Raw genomic sequence first — 20,204 nt, 5'->3', positions numbered from 1 at the left:
CAATACTTATGAAAACAAAATTACTAATCATAATAGGCTGTATTTTAAGTCTAACAGTATCAAAAGGTCAACCATATGATTTTATGACAGGTTTATATCAACTTACTAACGGGACGACCGGAGTAGGTTCTGCTTTTACCGCTTCTAATTTTAATGAAACAGATATTTTTATTTCAGTCGGAAACACACCTAATGAGAGAGTATTTACAATTCAATTACTCCCTGAGTTTAATGGCGCAACAGTTTTGGTAGTTTTAGATTTGTCAAATAATGAAATAGCTGTTCCTTTATTAGACACAACCCTACAATGTACCACAGCTCCTAATATCATCTATGATGAGGCTAGTGCCGGTAACAACTCCTTATGGAGTATCACTAGTGGTGATAATAATTTTACTATAAATTATACAGAAAATACCATGGCTGCCTGTGGGATTCCAACCGCTCAAGCCACGTTTAATCTATCCAAAATAAATATCCCAGCAGGGCAAACGGTAATACCTGATGACAATTTTGAACAAGAACTAATCGCTTTAGGTTATGATACGGTACTAGATAATTTACTAGATAGTGCAAATGTAAGTGCAGTAAACACTTTAGATATATCTAATAAAGGTATTAGTGACTTAACCGGTTTAGAGGCGTTTGTTGCCCTAGACACGTTGAGAGCAAATGATAATTCCATAGTTACATTTAACTCTCTACTAGTCAACAACGCGCGTTTTGTTGATTTTGCTTCTAATCCTATTGTTGACGTAGATATGAGTAATAGTAACTCAATAACTTTCGCTAGTTTTTTCTTTAACTCTTCATTACAAAATATCGATATTTCTGGAGCTGTTAACCTAGAATTTTTTGATGGATCCGTAGGTCTTTACACGACTATAGACACTTCTAACAATCCAAACCTAAAAACATTGCGGTTACAAGCATCAAATCAACTAACATCCATTGATATAACTCAAAATCCGCTACTAGAACGACTAGAATTATTACTTTGTCCTTTACTAACTGGTATTGATATTACTCAAAATCCACAATTAGAATATTTAAGATTTGGTACAATTAATTTTGATCGCACCAGTACTGAATATCCCATAACATCGATTGATTTTACTAACAATGTTAATCTAATTGAATTAATAAATTTAGGAAGTAGAATAAGTAATCCTAATTTTTCAAATCTTAGTAGTATAGAAGAATTGACGTGGGTAGATTCTGAGGTCACCTCATTTGATTTCACAAATAACAGGACCCTTCTAACTGTTGAAGTAAGTGATAATCTTTTGAGTGGAACTCTGAATCTTTCCAATTTATCTAATATACAACGAGTTTTCGTATTAAATAATCAATTAAACTCAGTGACACTGCCGTCTGTAGCAAATAGTTTTATTGGAATAAATGCTAATAATAATCAGATTACAGGTATAAATGTTGATCCTTATTCTACAATGGAGTTTTTAAGTTTAGATGATAATTTGTTGACTACGGTTAATTTGACCAATAATAACAACTTGTCTTTTTTGAGCCTAAATAATAACAATTTAAGCATGCTAAATCTTATTAATAATAATGCACTAACTGATGTAGCAGCAACAGGAAATCAAATAACTTCTGTAGATTTAAATGCGAGTCCAGCATTAACGTCAGTAGAGCTTACAAATAATGACTTAATGAGCTTAAAAGTTAACAACGGTGCAAATAGTTTAATTACGACATTTGATGCTACTGGAAACCCAAATCTTATTTGTATAGAGATATCTGATATCCCTTACATGAATAGCACCTTTGCAACTAATATAGATGCAACAGCTTCATTTAATATGAATTGCGCAACAGCCAGTATAGACGAGGTTCAGTTAGAATTAAGCCTTTTCCCCAATCCAACTATTAACTACGTTAACATTTCGGTTTTAGATCATAAAATTGAAACTGTTAGTCTTTATGATATTTCAGGTAGAATGGTTATTCAAACTTTTCCTAAAGAGATTGATACTTCATATAGATTGAATACCGCAAGCTTAGCAACAGGTCAATACCTGTTAGTAGTGGACACGGATGCTGGAAAAGTGGTAGAAAATTTAATCAAAAATTAGAAATACACCGTATTCTAATAAACCTACGATTAATAACAATTAGGGAACGTTATTAATTCTAAAACCTCCATTTATAATTAATGGAGGTTTTTACTTTTATATTAAGAAACATCTGTTTCTCCTATTCAACTAATGATTTTTTAATGATTTAAAATTTCATTAAGTTTTTGTAATACCTCTTTATTACCGCCCATGCCGTTATGGCCTTGGTTTTCTAATTTGTATAATGGAATATCAAATTCTTTGCTCAGCATTACAGAAGATTCTATGGGTATTACTTTATCTTCTACACCGTGAAATAAATATACAGGCATATCGCATTCTTTTAAATACTCGTTAGTAGCGAGATCATATCTCAAAATAAAAGTCGGTATTAAGGAATACTTGCGTTTCATCATATCGGTCATGCTATAGTATGGCGATTGTAATATTAGTTTTGCAGGATTATTATTAGACGCAAGATGTGCTGCAATACCTGTACCTATAGAATATCCTAAAATATGAATCTTATCTTCTGTATAGGTAGTTTTAAGGTCATCGTAAACATCTTGTGCATCTTCAAAAAGCTCTTCTTGATTTGTAATTTTATCAGAGCTCTTTCCATATCCAGAATAATCCATCATTAATACGTCATAACCTAATGGTAAAAAATTCTCTGATTCATTACCTACAGATTTTAAACTACCAGCATTACCATGCAGATAAAGAATAACACCTTTTGAATCTTCATTTTTAAACAACAAAGTATTGATACGGTGTCCAGAACTCGTGATAATATCTCTTTCTATAAAATCATTCTGAAATTGAAACTCATGCTCCTGCGTTAATTGCTCTGGAAAAAAGAGTATACTTTCTTGATAGAAATAAAGCAAACTACAAACTAAAACATAGCCTGCAATAGCAACGATAACAAGTCCTTTAAATAATTTCTTTAAAAACATATGATATTATTAATCAGCAGATTTATGATTTAATCGCTCCACAAATTTCTCTACGTTAAAATTAATGTCGTCTTCTCCTATTTGATCAAAAGGATTTTCTAAGTGTTCTTGAATATTTTCTAAACTTACAAGAATCATCGTTAGTAATATAGGAATGACAAATTCTAGTCCCCAAGACATCTCTTCTGCTTTAAACGCAAAGTAAGGTCCATAAACAATAGGCATTACCTTAATGAATAAAGAACTAAAAGCCCTCAACGTCCTAGGTGTTCGATACTGATAAATATGTTTGATGGATTCAAACGAAATCATCATTTTTTGTAAATATTGATTGGTACGAGAACATTCACCAGAAGACAAACCTTCATTTCTTAATTCGTGTTTAATGTATAATGAAAAATCTGAAAAGTTGTCATAAACGCGTTTTTCATTTTCTATGAGTTGATCTTTTGGGCTCGTAAACATGGTTCTAAAATTGTTGAAAAAATCATAAATGATATCATTCATCTTATTCACGTTTTCCGGCTTTGGGTGGTCTAACCAGTCTCTCGACACAAAGAATATCGCCCTTAAATATCCTTTTATCGCAGCATATTCTTTTAAAGCAGCCTCTCTACGTTTATAAGCACCACCTATAGAAAACACTATCGGAAAAATGATTGATGTCGCGACTAGAGTTAATGGAAACTCTGCCTCGTATTTATAATGTATACATATCGCTGTAGAGGTTACGGCCAGTAAAGAGATAATTACCGTTTGTAAATTTACTATGAGTAAGAATCTATTGAAAAATTGTTTCATGCAATAATATTAGAAAAGTGTCTTGAAAAAAGTCAATAAAAAAATGTCATACTGAACTTATAGCAACGGACCTGAATAAGCAATTCACCAGATCATGTCCATAAGTTCAGACTGACATCTTTTACTTATTAAAAAGGTAAATACTACGTCTGTATCACACCTAGATTAAAGTCTTTGGTAATAGGTGCATGATTTGCTGCCTCTATCCCCATAGAAATCCATTTTCTTGTATCTCGTGGATCTATAATCGCATCGGTCCATATTCTAGACGCTGCGTAGTATGGAGATACTTGCTTATCATAACGGTCTTTTGTTTTTGCAAACAATGCCTTTTCTTCTTCTTCAGATAGTTTTTTACCAGATTTTTCTAGAGATGCTTTTTCTATTTGCATCAATACTTTTGCTGCACTATTTCCTGACATTACAGCAAGCTCTGCAGTAGGCCATGCAAAAATTAATCTAGGATCATAAGCTTTACCACACATAGCATAATTTCCTGCTCCATAACTATTCCCTATAACCACCGTAAATTTAGGTACCACACTGTTAGAAACAGCGTTTACCATTTTTGCTCCATCTTTTATAATACCACCATGCTCAGATTTTGATCCTACCATAAAACCAGTAACATCTTGAAGGAATACTAGAGGTATTTTCTTTTGATTACAGTTTGCTATAAAACGAGTAGCCTTGTCAGCACTATCGCTGTAAATCACACCACCGAATTGCATCTCGCCTTTCTTAGTTTTTACAATCTTGCGCTGGTTAGCAACTATACCTACAGCCCAACCGTCCATGCGGGCATAACCTGTAATTAATGTCTGTCCATAACCATCCTTGTACGCCTCAAAAGAACCTGCATCTACCATACGGTTAATGAGTTCCATCATATCGTATTGAGCATTACGTTCTCTAGGTAACGCACCGAAAAGACCTTCTGGATCTAATTCTGGTTTCTTTGATTCTACTCTATTAAATCCAGCTTTATCGCTATCTCCTATTTTATCAAATATTTTTTTGATTTTATCTAGAGCGTCTTTATCGTCTTTTGCTTTATAATCTGTAACACCACTAATCTCGCAATGTGTCGTTGCTCCACCTAGTGTTTCATTATCGATAGTTTCACCTATCGCAGCTTTTACTAAATAAGAACCTGCTAGAAAAATACTACCTGTTTTATCTACTATAAGCGCCTCGTCACTCATAATAGGCAGATAAGCACCACCTGCAACACAACTACCCATTACGGCAGCAATTTGCGTGATTCCCATACTACTCATCACCGCATTATTTCTAAATATGCGTCCGAAATGTTCCTTATCAGGAAAAATCTCATCCTGCATAGGTAAATAAACACCTGCACTATCCACTAGATAAATTATTGGTAACCTGTTCTCTATAGAAATTTCTTGAGCACGTAGATTCTTCTTTCCTGTTATAGGAAACCATGCACCAGCCTTTACCGTTGCATCATTTGCTACAACAATAACTTGTCTACCTTGAACGTATCCTATTTTCACAACCACACCACCACTAGGGCAACCGCCATGTTCCTCATACATACCGTCACCAGCAAATGCACCTATCTCTATAGCATCTTCTGCATTGTCAAGTAAGTAATCGATACGCTCACGAGCAGTCATCTTACCTTTGGCATGAAGTTTTTCAATGCGCTTTTTACCACCACCTAGGGCTACTTGAGCAAACTTTCTTCTCAAGTCAGAAAGTAGCATTTTATTATGATCTTCGTTTTTATTGAAGTCTAAATCCATGTAAATAAGTCTTTGTTCAAAAATAAGGATTTTGTTACTATAACGATGGTAAATATTCCGCTTTCGCAAAAGCGATACCCATAACAACATCTAATCTATTTATAAAGAGTTAAGTTATAAAACAAACCTGTAAAGACAGAAGGATGAGAATATATAGAATCGTTGAATTAATGAAAGGATATTAACTACCTGACTCCTAATAATTATCTAATAAAATCTACCTTAAAGACTTTGAAATAATTTTGTGAGACCATTTATATATACTTGCTGCTATGAGTTATGGAGTAAGACTCATACATCTAAATTCTTTATTATGAAATATACTTTCTTATTAGCAGGGCTATTTATTACAAACTTATCTATCTCACAGCATATGAGTAATGATAAACTGGATACTATTTTTAAAACCGTTAGTGATACCATTCAAGGTGAGAATGGTAGGTGGCAGTTTATAATCAATGATATACCTATTATTTGTGTTACTGATGTCAACCATAATAGAATGCGCATTATTTCTCCCATAGTAGAATATTCTAAGCTAGATGAAGAAATGAAAACCAATGCTCTAGTAGCCAATTTTCATACCGCACTGGACGTTAAGTATGCTATTTCAGAAAATCTGTTATGGTCTGTTTTTATACATCCATTAAAAGAACTGACAGAAAAACAAGTGGCAGATGCTGTGAAACAAGTCTATCTAGCTCATATAAATTTTGGCACTACGTACAGCAGTACGCCTTTAGTTTTTCCTGAAAGCAATAAGAATGTAGAAGAAAAAGAAGCGCCTAAAAAAACGCCTTTTAAAACACATAAAGCATGATATTACATCATCTTAATTATAAAAATAAAACCTCTATAAAGTAAGTAATCGCTTTATAGAGGTTTTGTTTTTTAAAGAAGTTATTTACTACACCTCAGCATCCATTAAGTCTGTTGCTATATGGTAACGTGGGTCCTCAATACTACTTTCTATAATCGTATCAAATTCTGGATTATTGCGCATTAATAACTCCTTACACTCAGGGCTAAGATGCGTTAATTTTATTTCTTTACCTAGATCTAGATATTTATTTGCAATACCTCTTAATGCCTCGATACCAGAATGATCTTGTACACGAGCTTCTATAAAGTCTATCTCTACTTTATCAGGGTCATTTTTAGGATCAAATTTCATATTAAAATCGGTTACAGAACCAAAGAATAATGGCCCCCAGATCTCATAAACTTTGGTCCCATCTTCTTTAAGGCTTTTACGAGCTCTAATGCGTTTTGCACTTTCCCATGCAAATACTAATGCAGAGATAATTACACCTACAAATACCGCGATGGCAAGGTCAAAAACAACCGTTACAACAGATACGGTAATTAATACCAACGCGTCTGACTTAGGGATTTTACGAAGTATTCTAAAACTAGACCATGCAAATGTCTCAATAACCATCATAAACATCACACCGACTAATGCTGCAATAGGTACTTGTTCTATATATTCATCTGTAAAAAGTAAGAAAACTAATAAGGTTAAAGACATCATTACACCAGACAGACGACCACGTCCACCAGCATTGATATTAATTACCGTCTGTCCTATCATACCACAACCACCAGTACCACCGAATAGACCGCTGATTATATTACCAGCTCCTTGTGCTACAGACTCTCTATTACCACTACCACGAGTCTCTGTAAGTTCATCCACAAGATTCATAGTCATTAATGACTCTATTAAACCTACCGCGGCAGCTAGAAATGCATAAGGAAGTATAAATTTAAAAGTCTCTAGATTAATAGGTAACTTCTCCCATAACTCTGTATTAAAAGTAGGAAGTTCTCCTTTAAGACCAGTACCACCACCATCTCTTATGTAAGAACCTACGGTACTCACACCTTCCATATCTCCTATTATAACGATAGCTGTTACCACAATAATAGCCGTAAGCGCTGCTGGTATTTTCTTAGTTAATTTAGGTAAGAAAAATACGATAGCCATAGTTAGAGCTACCAGTGCGATCATAATATATAATTGCGACCCTTGCATATAAGTAGCTACATATTCTGTAACACCATTTTCATCTACTACCGCACTTCTATTTCTAAACATTTTTACTTGTGCCCAGAAAATCACAATGGCAAGACCGTTCACAAACCCCATCATTACAGGATGTGGTATCAATCTGACAAATTTCCCTACTTTAAAGACACCGGCTAGCACTTGAATAATTCCCATTAAAATTACCGCTGCAAATAGATAGATGTATTGCATATTATCTACCGGCACATCCATGGCAAGCCCTTTGTCGTGACCTTCTATAATTAAATCTGCAAAAATGACTGCAACTGCTCCAGCTGCTCCAGATATTAATCCAGGACGACCACCAAATAATGCCGTAATTAAACCGATCATAAAAGCACCAGAAAGAGCCACTAATGGATCGATACCTATCACAAAAGCAAATGCTACCACTTCTGGTATCATTGCCAAAGAAACGGTTATTCCAGAGAGAATATCATCCTTAGGATTACTGGTAAAATTATTGAATATCTTGCGCATAATGCTTGATTTTTAAGCGTGCAAAAGTACATCTTTTTATGAGAATGATACGTGTTCCGCTTTCGCGAAAGCGGAATAGAAATCCTGTTCATAGAACCTAAAATTATTACTTACTTATTCTATCTTGCAAAAGGAATATATTCACCAAATAATGCTCTATCAAAACATTAACTGTAATATTTTATCTAGACTTTTTGTGGTGCTTTGTATTTTCATTGCGAGCAACATAGTGGTAGGACAAGCAGATAGTGTAAGCGTAAAAATTAATGGCCTCGTAAAACCGCATCTGGCATCTACGCATCATTTAGGATTGTTCTCTTCTCGAATGACGCAAAATTTTAAAGTGCGAGCCAGTGAGAAATTTCAATTGCATCTAGAAATGCAGTCTGGAAATAATTTTCATGCACCTGTACAGGCTTTTTTACCAGACGATATGGATGTAAGAGATCAGTTTAGGAATCAAACATGGTATTTTAGAGTATTTGATTATGTAGACCAAGAAGCAACACCTGCGCAAATATTAACTATGGAAATAGATGCAGTATATAAGGTTTATAGACCAGCGCTAACGATACCTATAAATAAAACTAATGAAATTAAGATAAGCTTGCGCGCTTTTCAAACAGTTAAGGGCAATTTCTTCAATTCGCCTTTTACAAATGACGATTCTATAGAGTGGTTCCATAGTAATATTGCTGGTGGAGAAGATCCTTTTGGCAGAAAGTTTTATGGTGTGAATAAGGTCACTGTCGATTATACAGATCGCAACGGCAAGAATTTAAACATGCAAGCTGGTGATTTTATACTTGGCGGTTTAGAACTATCGCACACCTATTATCCTAAGTTCGATAAATGGAACGATCGTAATTTATTCTTTAATCTACAGTCACAAATAGGATGGAATACGAGTGCTTATAATAATTCTCTAGATCTAGGAATAGGATTAAATGCCATTAAAAAGTACGCTCTTAATCCTAAAAGCAATTTATGGTTAAGTATAGGTTACAGCGTTTTATATAAAAATACTATAAACGGCACCGATAATCTAGACTTAGGAAACAATCGTTTTTTAGGTTCAGGAGAGATTATGGCACAGTGGTCACATAAAACCGTACACGGTAATCGAAATATTCTAGGGCTTAATTATCAAAATCAGACATCGTATTTTAAAAAAGAAGAGGCCGACTATTTTCATCTCAAAGGCGATTTTTCTGCTATTAATCAGGGCTGGCATTACGGCTACACAACACTTATAGAAAACCTGAGCAGCTGGTCATTTTTATATACGCATGCTAGACCTAAAATTTCTTACACCATTTATTTAAAAGAAGATCTTACGGTTAATAATGCTCCAGATGTAGAAACAGGCATTTCTGTACAAATACCTTTTAATTAAAACTTATTGCCGGTAAGAAACCACCTAATCACATGTTTTTCAATAGATTTCAGCACGTATTAACTCACTTAAAATTTTAAGAAATTAAGTAACCATTAACTAGTTAACAATATTAAAAAACCGTATTTTGAAAGTTGAGCATTGAAACTTTTTTCAAAAATAAATGTCTTAATAATTCACCGGAAACTATTCTAAAATCAAACCTTATAAATGAATCAATTTTTAACTAATATTATAATTCAAACTACTCTTAAGTTTAAGGATAAGAAGAAATTTCCAAAGGGCCAACCTTCAGAATATAGGCTTGCCAAAAAATATAAGGAAATGGTAGTTTCTATAAAGCGTAACATCAAGAACTTTATTCTCATAGTTATTGGTATTTTTTCTGCTTCTTTTGGTTTTAAAGGCTTCTTATTAACTAATGATTTTATAGATGGTGGTGCGACTGGTATTTCTTTGCTGCTAGCTGCTATTACAGATGTACCTCTTTATGTTTTAATTATAGGAGTAAATCTACCCTTTGTAATTATGGGATATAAAATCATGGGTAAGCATTTTGCTTTAAAAACAACGCTTGCCATTATCGGACTGGCCTTATGTGTTGCAGTAGTTCCTTTCCCTAACGTTACTGATGACGACTTACTAGTTGCGCTTTTTGGAGGTTTCTTTCTAGGTGCAGGAATAGGTCTCGCCATAAGAGGTGGCGCAGTAATAGATGGTACAGAGATACTTGCTATTTTCTTAAGTCGTAAATTCTCTACTACCATAGGTGATGTGATTATACTAATTAACGTGATAATATTTTCATTTGCAGCTTATTTGCTATCTATAGAAATAGCGTTATACTCAATGATTACCTATATCGCAGCCTCTAAGACTCTAGATTTTATTATAGAAGGTATAGAAGAATATATAGGTATCACTATCATATCTTCTCAAAGCAAACGTATAAGAGAGATGCTTATTAATAAATTAGGCCGTGGTGTGACTATATATAAAGGTGAAGGAGGTTATGCAAAAGATGGTGTATCAAAGGATATGGATATCATTTATACCGTAATAACGAGACTAGAATTGAATAAATTAAATACTGAGATCGAAAAAATAGAACCCAATGCATTTGTAATAATGAATAGCATTAAGGACATAAAAGGTGGTATGATTAAGAAGAGACCTTTGCATTAGATTAAGTAATTAACTCGATTAAAATCAAAAATATTTCACCCTTTTCAAATAAACATCATGCAAACAAAAAAGATTCTTTCCCTTTTACAGGAAAGAATCTTTTTATTTACCCAAAGCAAAAATCTCCTTTAATTGCTTTACCATACCACCGTTACCAGTAATACTGATTTCACCTACTTTGTCGGCTATTCTCTCTACATATTCCATTTCTTTAAGCTTAAACAAGGTTTCATTTTCTTCCATCAATTTTGCTGCGTTTAACATAGTTCTTGTTTCGGCAGTTTGCTCACGCCTTAGAATGATATTTGCTTGCGCTTCTTTTTCTGCTACAATAACTTTGTTCATAATCGCTCTCATCTCTCCGGTTAGAATAATATCCTTTATACCGCAATTGCTCACTTCTACTCCTAATCTACCAGCTATTACTGCGACCTCTGTCTCAACAGCTGTTGAGATTTCTTGTTTATTTTCTAACAATTCGTCTAGAGTGTAATTACCCACATAAGAACGCAATGCCATTTGTAAAGCAGCATATAACTGCTTCTCAAAGTCTTTATTTTCTATCAACGCCTTGCGTACATCGATTACTTTAAAGCTGGTGTTTAACGTCATTCTTATGGTTGCCTTATCTTTAGATAACAATTCCTGACCGCTCAATTCCATTTGTTTCCATCTCATGTCGGTAGCGATGGTTTCTATTTTTGTAGCATTTTTCCAGAAATAATAATTACCTGCTTCTAGCAATTCTACGCACTTACCTTCTACCATTAAAAGACCTTTATTGCCACTGGCTATTTCTACATTGCGCAGTAGGTATAAGTTTCTCAATTGTTCATAAAAGGCTACTGGCACATTGTTATCCATATAGATGGATGCGGTATCCGCTTTCGCGAAAGCGAAGTCTATCAACCCTTTCCAGAACACATATCTACCAGTGGTAAGTACTTCTGACAGGACACCATTTATAGTTACCATGACTATCTCTGTACTACCTACATCGATCACGTTTACCATACTTGCAAACTCTTTGTTAGACAACATTAAGTCCATGGATACTGGTCCCACTTGCTTTACAGACATATCGCATACCACAAGTCTTTCATTAAAACCTAACCAATAGGTACCTGCTATCAATACTCTATTAAAATTGCCGTTTTTTAAGACGATACCTCTAGTACCTTCTCTTATTCTTACTCTTTTCATTTTACTCTATTTGTGCTTTTAAAAGCTGGTTATTTATTATTAGATAAAACAGTAAAACATGGTTTCTAGATCTTTAAGGAAGCTGTGACCGCATGATGATTTAAGTCCATAGCGTTTTATTCTTTGATCAACAAAGAGGTAACTGCTATATCATTTTATCAAAACGAGATCGCGTCTCACTTATAAACAAAGGTGTTTTTCTTTACCTACTTAACTTAATAAGGTGGTAGATACTTAACACAAAAACAGATGTTCTACTGTTTTGGGGACCTTTTAAAGCCGTGGCCATGGCTACATCAATTTTAAAGATTGATTTAAGTCATTTTGAGAAGTGACTTAACTTCATACAAGCTACAACCCTATTGTAGTGCCTTTACCAGTTTGGCCACAAATCGATGAGGATTTGGTAGGATTCGAACCCACAATTGTACTGCTGCTATAACCGGACTTAGCTAACCTGCTCTCGCAGGTGCTGGATTTGAACCAGCGATCTTCAGTGTGAGATAGTATTAAGGTTACTATCAACCTATCGATTCAAATAGGATATCAAAATTCCTATACGCAACTGCGCAGGACATGATACTACCGTGCTATACAGAAACACAGGTTCTAAATTTGAATGATGTTTTTAAAAGAAAAGTATCTTTTATCTAGTGCTACTTCTTTTTCTTTTTGGCTTTTTTCTTGCCTTTAGTTTTCTTAGAAGTTTCTCTAGTTCTTTTAATCTTTTCTTTAATACGTTTTAATTGATGATCTATATGTTCATTAAGTTCATCATTTGCTATTAAATAAGCCTGTTTCATTATCTTAACTGCAAGTCTATATTTTCCCAAACGTTCTAGAACAAGACCTAACTGCATATATAAATAGGCTTTATTAGTTCCTTGAATTTTTAAAGCAAAATCTATTAATCGCATCGCTTCATGATACTCTTCATTTAAGATCAATACACTTACGTATTTAGGATAGGCGTTTACTAGATCTAGGTTTTTAGACAATGCTTGTGCATAATAGTCCTTTGCCGCAGGATAATTAGAAAAACGCTCTGCTTGTAATCGCGCCATGGTAAATAAAGTGTAAGCATTTTCAGGATCATAAGAGAGTGCATAGTTCAATGACTCTACGGTTTCTTCTAGATCCCACTCAAAATTATTTAAGGCTTTAATTAAGTAAGTATTATGTGTAATAGTGTCCATAACTGTTTTATTAAGAGGTAAAAATGACCTCTAGTGTGCGTTAAGGATTTCTTTATGTGGTATTTTTATTTGAGTTTATCGCATAAAAAAATCCGAAACATGATTTTTTAAATTTTTCATTGGCTTCGGATTTTTCCATTATTGATATCTAGTTAGTCAATAAAAAGAATACCGAAGTCGTGTAAGCCCTTTGGCTCTAGGCAGCTCGTCTTCTAAAGACGGGAAACCTATATGTGTTTGTGTGTATAACATCAACTTCTTGTTTTAATTAATTGTTTTGCATTTTTCTTAAATGCGGTGCAAATATAATGTCGTTATTTTCTAATAACCAAATAAAAATTAGATTTAATTTATTGATAATCAAATGTATAAATTTTAAAATAGGCACTAGAAAACCTGTCCGCAAGGTGCAGATAATTGCCATTTTACTATCGCGTTGATAGTTATGGTTTTAGGATATGGACTCATTTATTTTTTCGCATTCATTTTCTTTGAAAAAATTTTGAAAGACCCACAAAAAAAAAACGCTTGATCTATCGATCAAGCGCTTTTCTTTATGTTTTACCTGTGTAATTAAATCTTACATAGGGTCAAAAACAAATAGATAACCACTCGATCTCAAAGGAAAATCTCCTCCTAGATCTGTCCAAGAAGGTACTTCTTGACGTAAGTTGTTATGTATTGTATTGTTTTTCATGATGGTGCAAATATATAGAAAATATGGAGATGTGTATTTACTTTATTAAATACCTATATGTTCTTGATCACAGTAGTAATCTTGGACACTATTAGTTTTACAGTATAATTCTGGTTTTATAGCTTGTTTTACTTTTCTTTTTCCTGTTCTAAATATTTCAATAAGGTTGAATATAGATTTTATTTGAGTTTTCATAATAATTGTTTTTAAGTGATGGTACAAAGTTGCGACATTTTAAAGCTTACTTTATCGCACATGATTCCTCATTTATGTTCTATTATTCCTCGATTACAAAAACAATTAACATATATCTATTTTGATTAAAGAATCACATTTCAATACCAAAACACATCTTTATAAACTCTTTATCACAAAAACCTAAATTATTCGCACAAAAAAAGCCTTTTATCTAATGACAAAAGACTTTTATAAAATACTGATTATTCCTTATTCTATTTAAATACTAGAACAACTATTATCTACGATTGCGACTGCTATTGCGACCAGAACCTCCACTTTTAGAAGAACCTTTACTACCGCCACTCTTAGATCTATTGTTATTTCTTCCTTGAGAACGACCACGTCCACCTCCTTGTTTTTTAAGACTAGGCTCTGCAGCATCTTCCATTTTAAATTCAAAATCGTGATCTTCCACTACAGGAATACTCGTTTTTATCAATTTCTCAATGTCTTTTAAGAAAGGACGCTCTTCTAGCATACAGAAAGAAACGGCTAGACCGCTTGCTCCTGCTCTACCAGTTCTACCTATTCTATGTACATAAGATTCTGGTACGTTAGGTAGGTCATAATTTACTACATAACTCAACTCATCGATATCAATTCCACGAGCGGCTATATCTGTTGCTATAAGCGCCGTAAGCTCTCCATCTTTAAATTGCTTTAAAGCTCTTTGTCTCGCTGCCTGAGATTTATTACCATGTATAGCGGCACTTTTAATACCAGCTTTATCAAGGTCTTTTACGATCTTATTTGCTCCATGCTTTGTTCTAGAAAAAACTAGCGTCGGCCCATTTAACTCATCACTTAATAAACTAACTAAGAGTTTTGTCTTGTTCTTTTTATTAACGTGATAGATTCTTTGCTCTACTTTCTCTGCAGTAGTCTTTTCTGGTGCGATGGTTACTCTAGCAGGGTTACCTAATATTTCATTAGATAATTTTACTATACTGCTAGGCATAGTAGCACTAAAAAATAAAGACTGTCTTTTTGTAGGTAGAATTTTCAACAACTTTTTAATGTCGTGTATGAACCCCATGTCTAGCATCTGGTCTGCCTCATCCAGCACAAAATGCTCTATGTGATCTAACGAGATATAACGCTGGTTTATTAAATCTAGTAATCTACCTGGAGTAGCAACTAGCACATCGACTCCTTGATGTAATTTGTATACTTGTGAGGTTTGTTTTACACCACCAAAGATGACTGTATTTTTAATATCAGTATACTTTGTGTAAGCTGTAAAGTTCTCACCTATCTGTATAGCAAGCTCTCTTGTAGGCGTTACTACTAGTGTTTTAATACGCCTTTTACCTTTAGGTGGCGCACGATTATATAAATCTTGAACGATGGGAATGGAAAACGCAGCAGTTTTACCGGTTCCAGTCTGTGCACAGCCTAGTAAATCTTTTCCTTCTAATAAAACTGGAATGGCTTGTGCTTGTATAGGTGTAGGACGTTCATATCCTTGGTCTTGCAAAGCTCGCAAGATGGGTTCTACTAACCCTAATTCTTTAAATGTCATGTATAATATTGAACTGCAAAGGTAAGCTATTGCAACTATTACCGTATCAAAGAGTTGTTTTCTTAACGATACTTTATTTATGAGGTATGATAAAGGTGTTTATTCCGCTTTCGCGAAAGCGGAATTACATCTAACTATCTATATAAAATAAGCCTATTGAATTCTTAAATTATATTGCCTACTGGTACTATCTTTACACAAATCATCTCCATCTTCAAAGAGACCGTCATCGTCATCATAATAACTTTCTGGTGCCTCTACGTTTAAGTAAACATCTAGAGTAAAATGCCCTGAAACTCTAGGCGTACCGAAGATAACCAACTCACGACCATAAGACTCATAATCCATACCGGCAGGTAATCCATCTACAGAAAAATAGTAATAATAAGAGTTATCTGTAGGGTCATTATTAATCTCTGCATTGAGACTATCTTCATAATAAAAATCTCTAAAACCATTAGACAATACCTTATCATTAAGTTGTGGTCGATTATCGATAATACAGTCGAAGAATGGATCACAACTAGTTATTAACGAGGTGAGAGCAATGAGAATTAATAGCTTTTTCATGGGTTGGGTTTGATAAAAGCACATCAAACCTCAGGTCATTTTATTATTTAGGAGGCTTTTCTTATGAAAACCTTTCCTTCTTTCACATTATCAATAAGCTCAATATCTGTAATTCCTTGCGATTCTTCAAAAGAATAATTTTGATCATCAATTTTAAAAGACAGCTTGTAAATACTGTTATTACCTACTAAAGTTTTGTATTCTAAATTTGAAAAATCATGTCCAGACTCTACTAGGTTTTTCACTAAATCTTCAAACTGTTTTGCCGTGTATTGAGCGGTAATGGTATAGGTCTTATTAGTTCTAAAGGATAGTTGTTCTGCTACGTTTTGAGTATTTTCAATAATCAATACATTACCATTAAATTTATAATTGCGACTTTTCTTTTTATAGAAAACCTTACCAGTAATCAATTCCTCTTCATAAGGCAAGTCTAGAGTTAAAAGCTCTCTTCCCATGGTATTAAAAATTATCGTTCTATCTTTATATACGGTATAGAAACACTGCTCTGCTTTAAAAATAAGAGTTCCCTCGGCTATAGGTTTTTCTACGATATTTTCTTCGGTAATAAGATCCGTGCTCTCTTTCATCAAAGATTCTAATTTATCGAGTCCGGCTAGGCGTTCTTGATAGTTCTCGTTGATCACATTAAGAGTTTTTTCGGCTAGATCTCGTTCTCTCTGTATGCGATCCAGTTCTTTTACCATCTCTTGTTCTTTGAGTTTTTTAGAAATTTCTAAAGCTTTGGCTTTTTCATATTCTAACTTTTCTAACTCTACTTCTTGGTTTCTTCTTACTGCGTCTAGCTCCTCATTTGCGAGTCTTATCTCTTGCTTTTTAAGCTCTTCGGCAGTGAGGCGTTGTTTTTCAAGAGCCTTTGATGTCGCTCGCTCCTCTCGATAATCTAATTTTCTCGCCTCTTTTATTTGAGCAAGACTTTCTTTAGATTCTTTCATATTTTGATCCTTGAGATTTGCAACTCTTTGTGCAGCCTCTCTATCTTCTTTTATTTTTAAAAGTCTTTCTTGTTCGATTAAATTTGTGCGTCTTAACGCTTCTGTTTCCTCAATTATACGCAAGCGTTCTTCTTCTAATTTTTCTATTCTAGCAGCCTCTTTCTCACGTTTTTGTAGCATTTGCTTTGCCTGTAACTCTTCTTGTTTTCTTTTACGTAATTCTAGTGCGGCTGCGGCTGCCTGAGCCTTGCGTTCTCTTGCCTTAGTAACTGTAGTGGCGAGGCGCTCTTTTTTTTGTAAAAGTGCGAGTCGTTTTTCTTCTTTTAGTTTTTCAGCTCTAGCTTTGGTTATTTGAGATCTTAGAGCTTGCTTTTCTTTTTTTGCTTTATTTATCTCATCCTTTAGAAGCACCATTTCTTGTCCATTTATCTGTGCCAGTTGTTCTTGTACTGACTCTAAATTTGTATTGGTACTTTTAGGCTTTTTATCATCTATTTGTTGTCTGTTGATAATGGTAGTATGAGTTGCAATGCTAGAATCGTTTTCTACATCACAATGATCAAAATAAATGACGCTTTTAGTTAACTTATCTATCTCTAGGCATATGTCTTTTATACCATCACTATTCTCTTCAAAAACATGATACACAACACCAGTACTACTTATTAGCTCTATACCTATTTTACTTGTAACTCCAGATTTACGTTTATATGCGTTTATAGAACAAGATATTCCATACTGCGATTTTAAATCTTTAAATAATGAGAATATTTGGTCGCGATCTACCGTTAGATCTAGCGTATACGTTTGTGTGTTTGCGATAGAAAAGTTGTTGCATAGAACTGTTGTTGGATGCGTTTCCGCTTTCGCGAAAGCGGAATTACCCAAAACAAATAGCAATAAGCACAACTTCCATTTCCCTAATAATGAAGTCATGTAATATAGAATTGAGAAATAAAAGTACGTAAATATCTTTATAACAGCCTATTCCCTAGGTACTAAAAACGATTAAAGAACTTAAAAAACTGTTGAATTAAATAATTGCAAATTTCTCTAAAGAGTTTACCTTTACAGCACATATTTTGTAGTTATGATTAACATTACATTGCCAGACGGCAGTATTAAAGAAATGGAAAGCGGCTCCACTCCTATGGACGTCGCAATGAGCATATCACAAGGACTTGCTCGTAACGTAATAAGCGCAAGCTTTAATGGTACTAAGGTAGAGACCAAAACACCTCTTACAGAAGATGGTAACCTGGTTCTATTCACCTTTAGTAATCCTGAAGGAAAAGAGGCTTTCTGGCACTCTACTTCTCACATTATGGCACAAGCTGTTGAAGAATTATTCCCAGGAGTAAGTCTTACAATAGGACCTGCAATAGATAACGGTTTTTATTATGATATCGATTTTAAAGAGCACTCGATCTCTGAATCTGATATACCTAAAATAGAAGCTCGCATGCTAGAAATAGCTCGTGGTAAACATGAGTTTACTATGCGTAGTGTTTCTAAAGCAGATGCTATTCAATTCTATAAGGATCAAGATAATACCTTTAAGGTAGAGTTAATTGAAAACCTTACTGATGGAGATATTACTTTTTGTGATCACGATACTTTTACAGATTTATGTCGCGGTGGACACGTTCCTAACACAGGAATAATCAAAGCGGTAAAAATCATGAGTATAGCTGGTGCATACTGGCGTGGTGATGAGAACAACCAGCAACTGACACGTTTATACGGAACTTCTTTCCCAAAACAGAAAGACTTAAAAGAATACCTTGCCCTTATAGAAGAAGCAAAAAAACGCGACCATAGAAAATTAGGTAAAGAATTACAATTATTTACTTTTTCTCAACGTGTAGGTCAAGGGTTACCTTTATGGTTACCTAAAGGTGCTGCACTACGTGAGAGACTGGAAGATTTCTTAAAAAAGGCTCAGAAAAAAGCTGGTTATGAAATGGTGGTAACACCTCACATAGGTTCTAAAGAACTTTATGAAACATCTGGTCACTATGAAAAATATGGAGCAGATTCTTTCCAACCTATTACAACCCCTAATGAAGGTGAAGAGTTTTTATTAAAACCAATGAACTGCCCTCACCACTGTGAGATTTATAAAAGTACACAATGGTCTTATAGAGATTTACCAAAACGTTTTGCAGAATTCGGTACGGTATATAGATATGAGCAAAGTGGTGAATTACATGGTTTAACTCGTGTACGTGGTTTTACTCAAGATGATGCACACATATTCTGTATGCCAGAGCAACTGGATAAAGAATTTAAAGCGGTAATAGATCTCGTACTTTATGTATTCGGTTCTTTAGGATTTGAAAACTTTACGGCACAAGTAAGTATACGCGATCCTAAAAAGCCAGAAAAATATATAGGTGATACTAAAAACTGGGAAATTGCAGAAAATGCAATTATCAGTGCGGCAAAAGATAAAGGTCTAGACTATGTGATAGAAGAAGGTGAAGCTGCCTTTTATGGTCCTAAATTAGACTTTATGGTGAAAGATGCCCTAGGAAGAAGCTGGCAGTTAGGTACTATACAAGTAGATTACAATTTACCAGAACGCTTTGATCTATCATATAAAGGCGCTGATAACGAGTCACATAGACCAGTTATGATACACAGAGCACCTTTTGGTAGTATGGAACGTTTTATAGCTATTTTATTAGAGCATACTGGCGGTAATTTCCCACTATGGCTGATGCCAGAGCAGTGTACTATTCTGTCACTCAGTGAGAAATATGAAAATTATGCTAAACAAGTGGCAAATTCCCTAGAAATTAACGAAATTCGCACAGCAGTTGATAACCGTGCAGAAACCATGGGTAAAAAAATCCGTGAGGCAGAAATGAATAAATTGCCATATATGCTTATCGTAGGTGAGCAGGAAGAAAAAGATGGTACAGTTTCTGTTAGAAAACATGGTGGAGAAGACTTAGGAGCAATGAGTGTTGCAGATTTTACAGCACTAGTTCAAAAGAAAATCTCTGAAACGATAAAAACATTTGAAGTTTAATTAAAATTATATAGTCATAGCAATACGTAGACGCAGAAGCC

15 protein-coding genes are annotated in these 20,204 nt (G+C 34.2%); 5 read left to right on the top strand and 10 right to left on the bottom strand.

The window, feature by feature from the left end:
• Positions 1 to 8 precede the first annotated feature (8 nt).
• Positions 9 to 2,096, top strand: coding sequence for a T9SS type A sorting domain-containing protein (locus ABJF08_RS11915; protein ID WP_348116449.1), 2,088 nt, complete (start codon positions 9 to 11; stop codon positions 2,094 to 2,096).
• A gap of 140 nt (positions 2,097 to 2,236) precedes the next feature.
• Here the strand turns inward: ABJF08_RS11915 and ABJF08_RS11910 are convergent, their stop codons facing one another.
• The 3 genes from ABJF08_RS11910 to ABJF08_RS11900 form a co-directional block, all read right to left on the bottom strand.
• Complete coding sequence (locus ABJF08_RS11910) at positions 2,237 to 3,037, bottom strand: alpha/beta hydrolase (protein ID WP_348116447.1); 801 nt, start codon at positions 3,035 to 3,037, stop codon at positions 2,237 to 2,239.
• A 9-nt stretch (positions 3,038 to 3,046) separates the two neighbouring features.
• Positions 3,047 to 3,838, bottom strand: a complete 792-nt coding sequence (locus ABJF08_RS11905; RefSeq protein ID WP_348116446.1) for a hypothetical protein — start codon at positions 3,836 to 3,838, stop codon at positions 3,047 to 3,049.
• A 143-nt stretch (positions 3,839 to 3,981) separates the two neighbouring features.
• A complete protein-coding gene (locus ABJF08_RS11900) occupies positions 3,982 to 5,610 on the bottom strand; it encodes a carboxyl transferase domain-containing protein (protein ID WP_348116445.1) in 1,629 nt (542 codons plus the stop codon).
• Between the two features lie 313 nt (positions 5,611 to 5,923).
• Here ABJF08_RS11900 and ABJF08_RS11895 point away from each other — a divergent pair, with 313 nt between their 5' ends.
• The gene (locus ABJF08_RS11895) at positions 5,924 to 6,430 is read left to right on the top strand and encodes a hypothetical protein (RefSeq protein ID WP_348116444.1); all 507 of its coding nucleotides are present in this window, start codon (positions 5,924 to 5,926) and stop codon (positions 6,428 to 6,430) included.
• An 87-nt stretch (positions 6,431 to 6,517) separates the two neighbouring features.
• On the opposite strand, the gene ABJF08_RS11890 is transcribed toward ABJF08_RS11895, so the two are convergent.
• Positions 6,518 to 8,161: a SulP family inorganic anion transporter gene (locus ABJF08_RS11890; protein WP_348116443.1), complete on the bottom strand. Its 1,644-nt coding sequence runs from the start codon at positions 8,159 to 8,161 to the stop codon at positions 6,518 to 6,520.
• A 151-nt stretch (positions 8,162 to 8,312) separates the two neighbouring features.
• On the opposite strand from ABJF08_RS11890, the gene ABJF08_RS11885 reads away from it, so the two are divergent.
• Together ABJF08_RS11885 and ABJF08_RS11880 are read left to right on the top strand one after the other, a co-directional pair.
• Positions 8,313 to 9,557: a hypothetical protein gene (locus ABJF08_RS11885; protein WP_348116442.1), complete on the top strand. Its 1,245-nt coding sequence runs from the start codon at positions 8,313 to 8,315 to the stop codon at positions 9,555 to 9,557.
• A 210-nt stretch (positions 9,558 to 9,767) separates the two neighbouring features.
• A complete protein-coding gene (locus ABJF08_RS11880; RefSeq protein ID WP_348116441.1) occupies positions 9,768 to 10,742 on the top strand; it encodes a YitT family protein in 975 nt (324 codons plus the stop codon).
• Between the two features lie 102 nt (positions 10,743 to 10,844).
• Here ABJF08_RS11880 and ABJF08_RS11875 read toward each other — a convergent pair whose 3' ends face one another.
• The 6 genes from ABJF08_RS11875 to ABJF08_RS11850 all read right to left on the bottom strand — a co-directional run bounded on the left by ABJF08_RS11875 (position 10,845) and on the right by ABJF08_RS11850 (position 18,062).
• Positions 10,845 to 11,945, bottom strand: coding sequence for a slipin family protein (locus tag ABJF08_RS11875; protein ID WP_348116440.1), 1,101 nt, complete (start codon positions 11,943 to 11,945; stop codon positions 10,845 to 10,847).
• A 656-nt stretch (positions 11,946 to 12,601) separates the two neighbouring features.
• Positions 12,602 to 13,141, bottom strand: coding sequence for a hypothetical protein (locus ABJF08_RS11870; RefSeq protein ID WP_348116439.1), 540 nt, complete (start codon positions 13,139 to 13,141; stop codon positions 12,602 to 12,604).
• A gap of 742 nt (positions 13,142 to 13,883) precedes the next feature.
• Positions 13,884 to 14,033 carry a hypothetical protein gene (locus tag ABJF08_RS11865; protein ID WP_348116438.1) on the bottom strand — a complete coding sequence of 50 codons (150 nt, stop codon included), beginning with the start codon at positions 14,031 to 14,033 and terminating at the stop codon, positions 13,884 to 13,886.
• Between the two features lie 280 nt (positions 14,034 to 14,313).
• A complete protein-coding gene (locus tag ABJF08_RS11860) occupies positions 14,314 to 15,600 on the bottom strand; it encodes a DEAD/DEAH box helicase (RefSeq protein ID WP_348116437.1) in 1,287 nt (428 codons plus the stop codon).
• 153 nt (positions 15,601 to 15,753) lie between these two features.
• Positions 15,754 to 16,170 carry a hypothetical protein gene (locus tag ABJF08_RS11855; RefSeq protein WP_348116436.1) on the bottom strand — a complete coding sequence of 139 codons (417 nt, stop codon included), beginning with the start codon at positions 16,168 to 16,170 and terminating at the stop codon, positions 15,754 to 15,756.
• Positions 16,171 to 16,217: 47 nt separating this feature from the next.
• A complete protein-coding gene (locus ABJF08_RS11850; RefSeq protein ID WP_348116435.1) occupies positions 16,218 to 18,062 on the bottom strand; it encodes a hypothetical protein in 1,845 nt (614 codons plus the stop codon).
• A 154-nt stretch (positions 18,063 to 18,216) separates the two neighbouring features.
• On the opposite strand from ABJF08_RS11850, the gene thrS reads away from it, so the two are divergent.
• Positions 18,217 to 20,163, top strand: a complete 1,947-nt coding sequence (gene thrS / locus ABJF08_RS11845; RefSeq protein WP_348116434.1) for a threonine--tRNA ligase — start codon at positions 18,217 to 18,219, stop codon at positions 20,161 to 20,163.
• Positions 20,164 to 20,204 lie beyond the last annotated feature (41 nt).

Origin of the sequence: Nonlabens sp., assembly GCF_039941875.1 — a bacterium.
Classification (GTDB): Bacteria; Bacteroidota; Bacteroidia; order Flavobacteriales; family Flavobacteriaceae; genus Nonlabens.
This window is presented reverse-complemented; position numbering and strand designations above follow the sequence as displayed.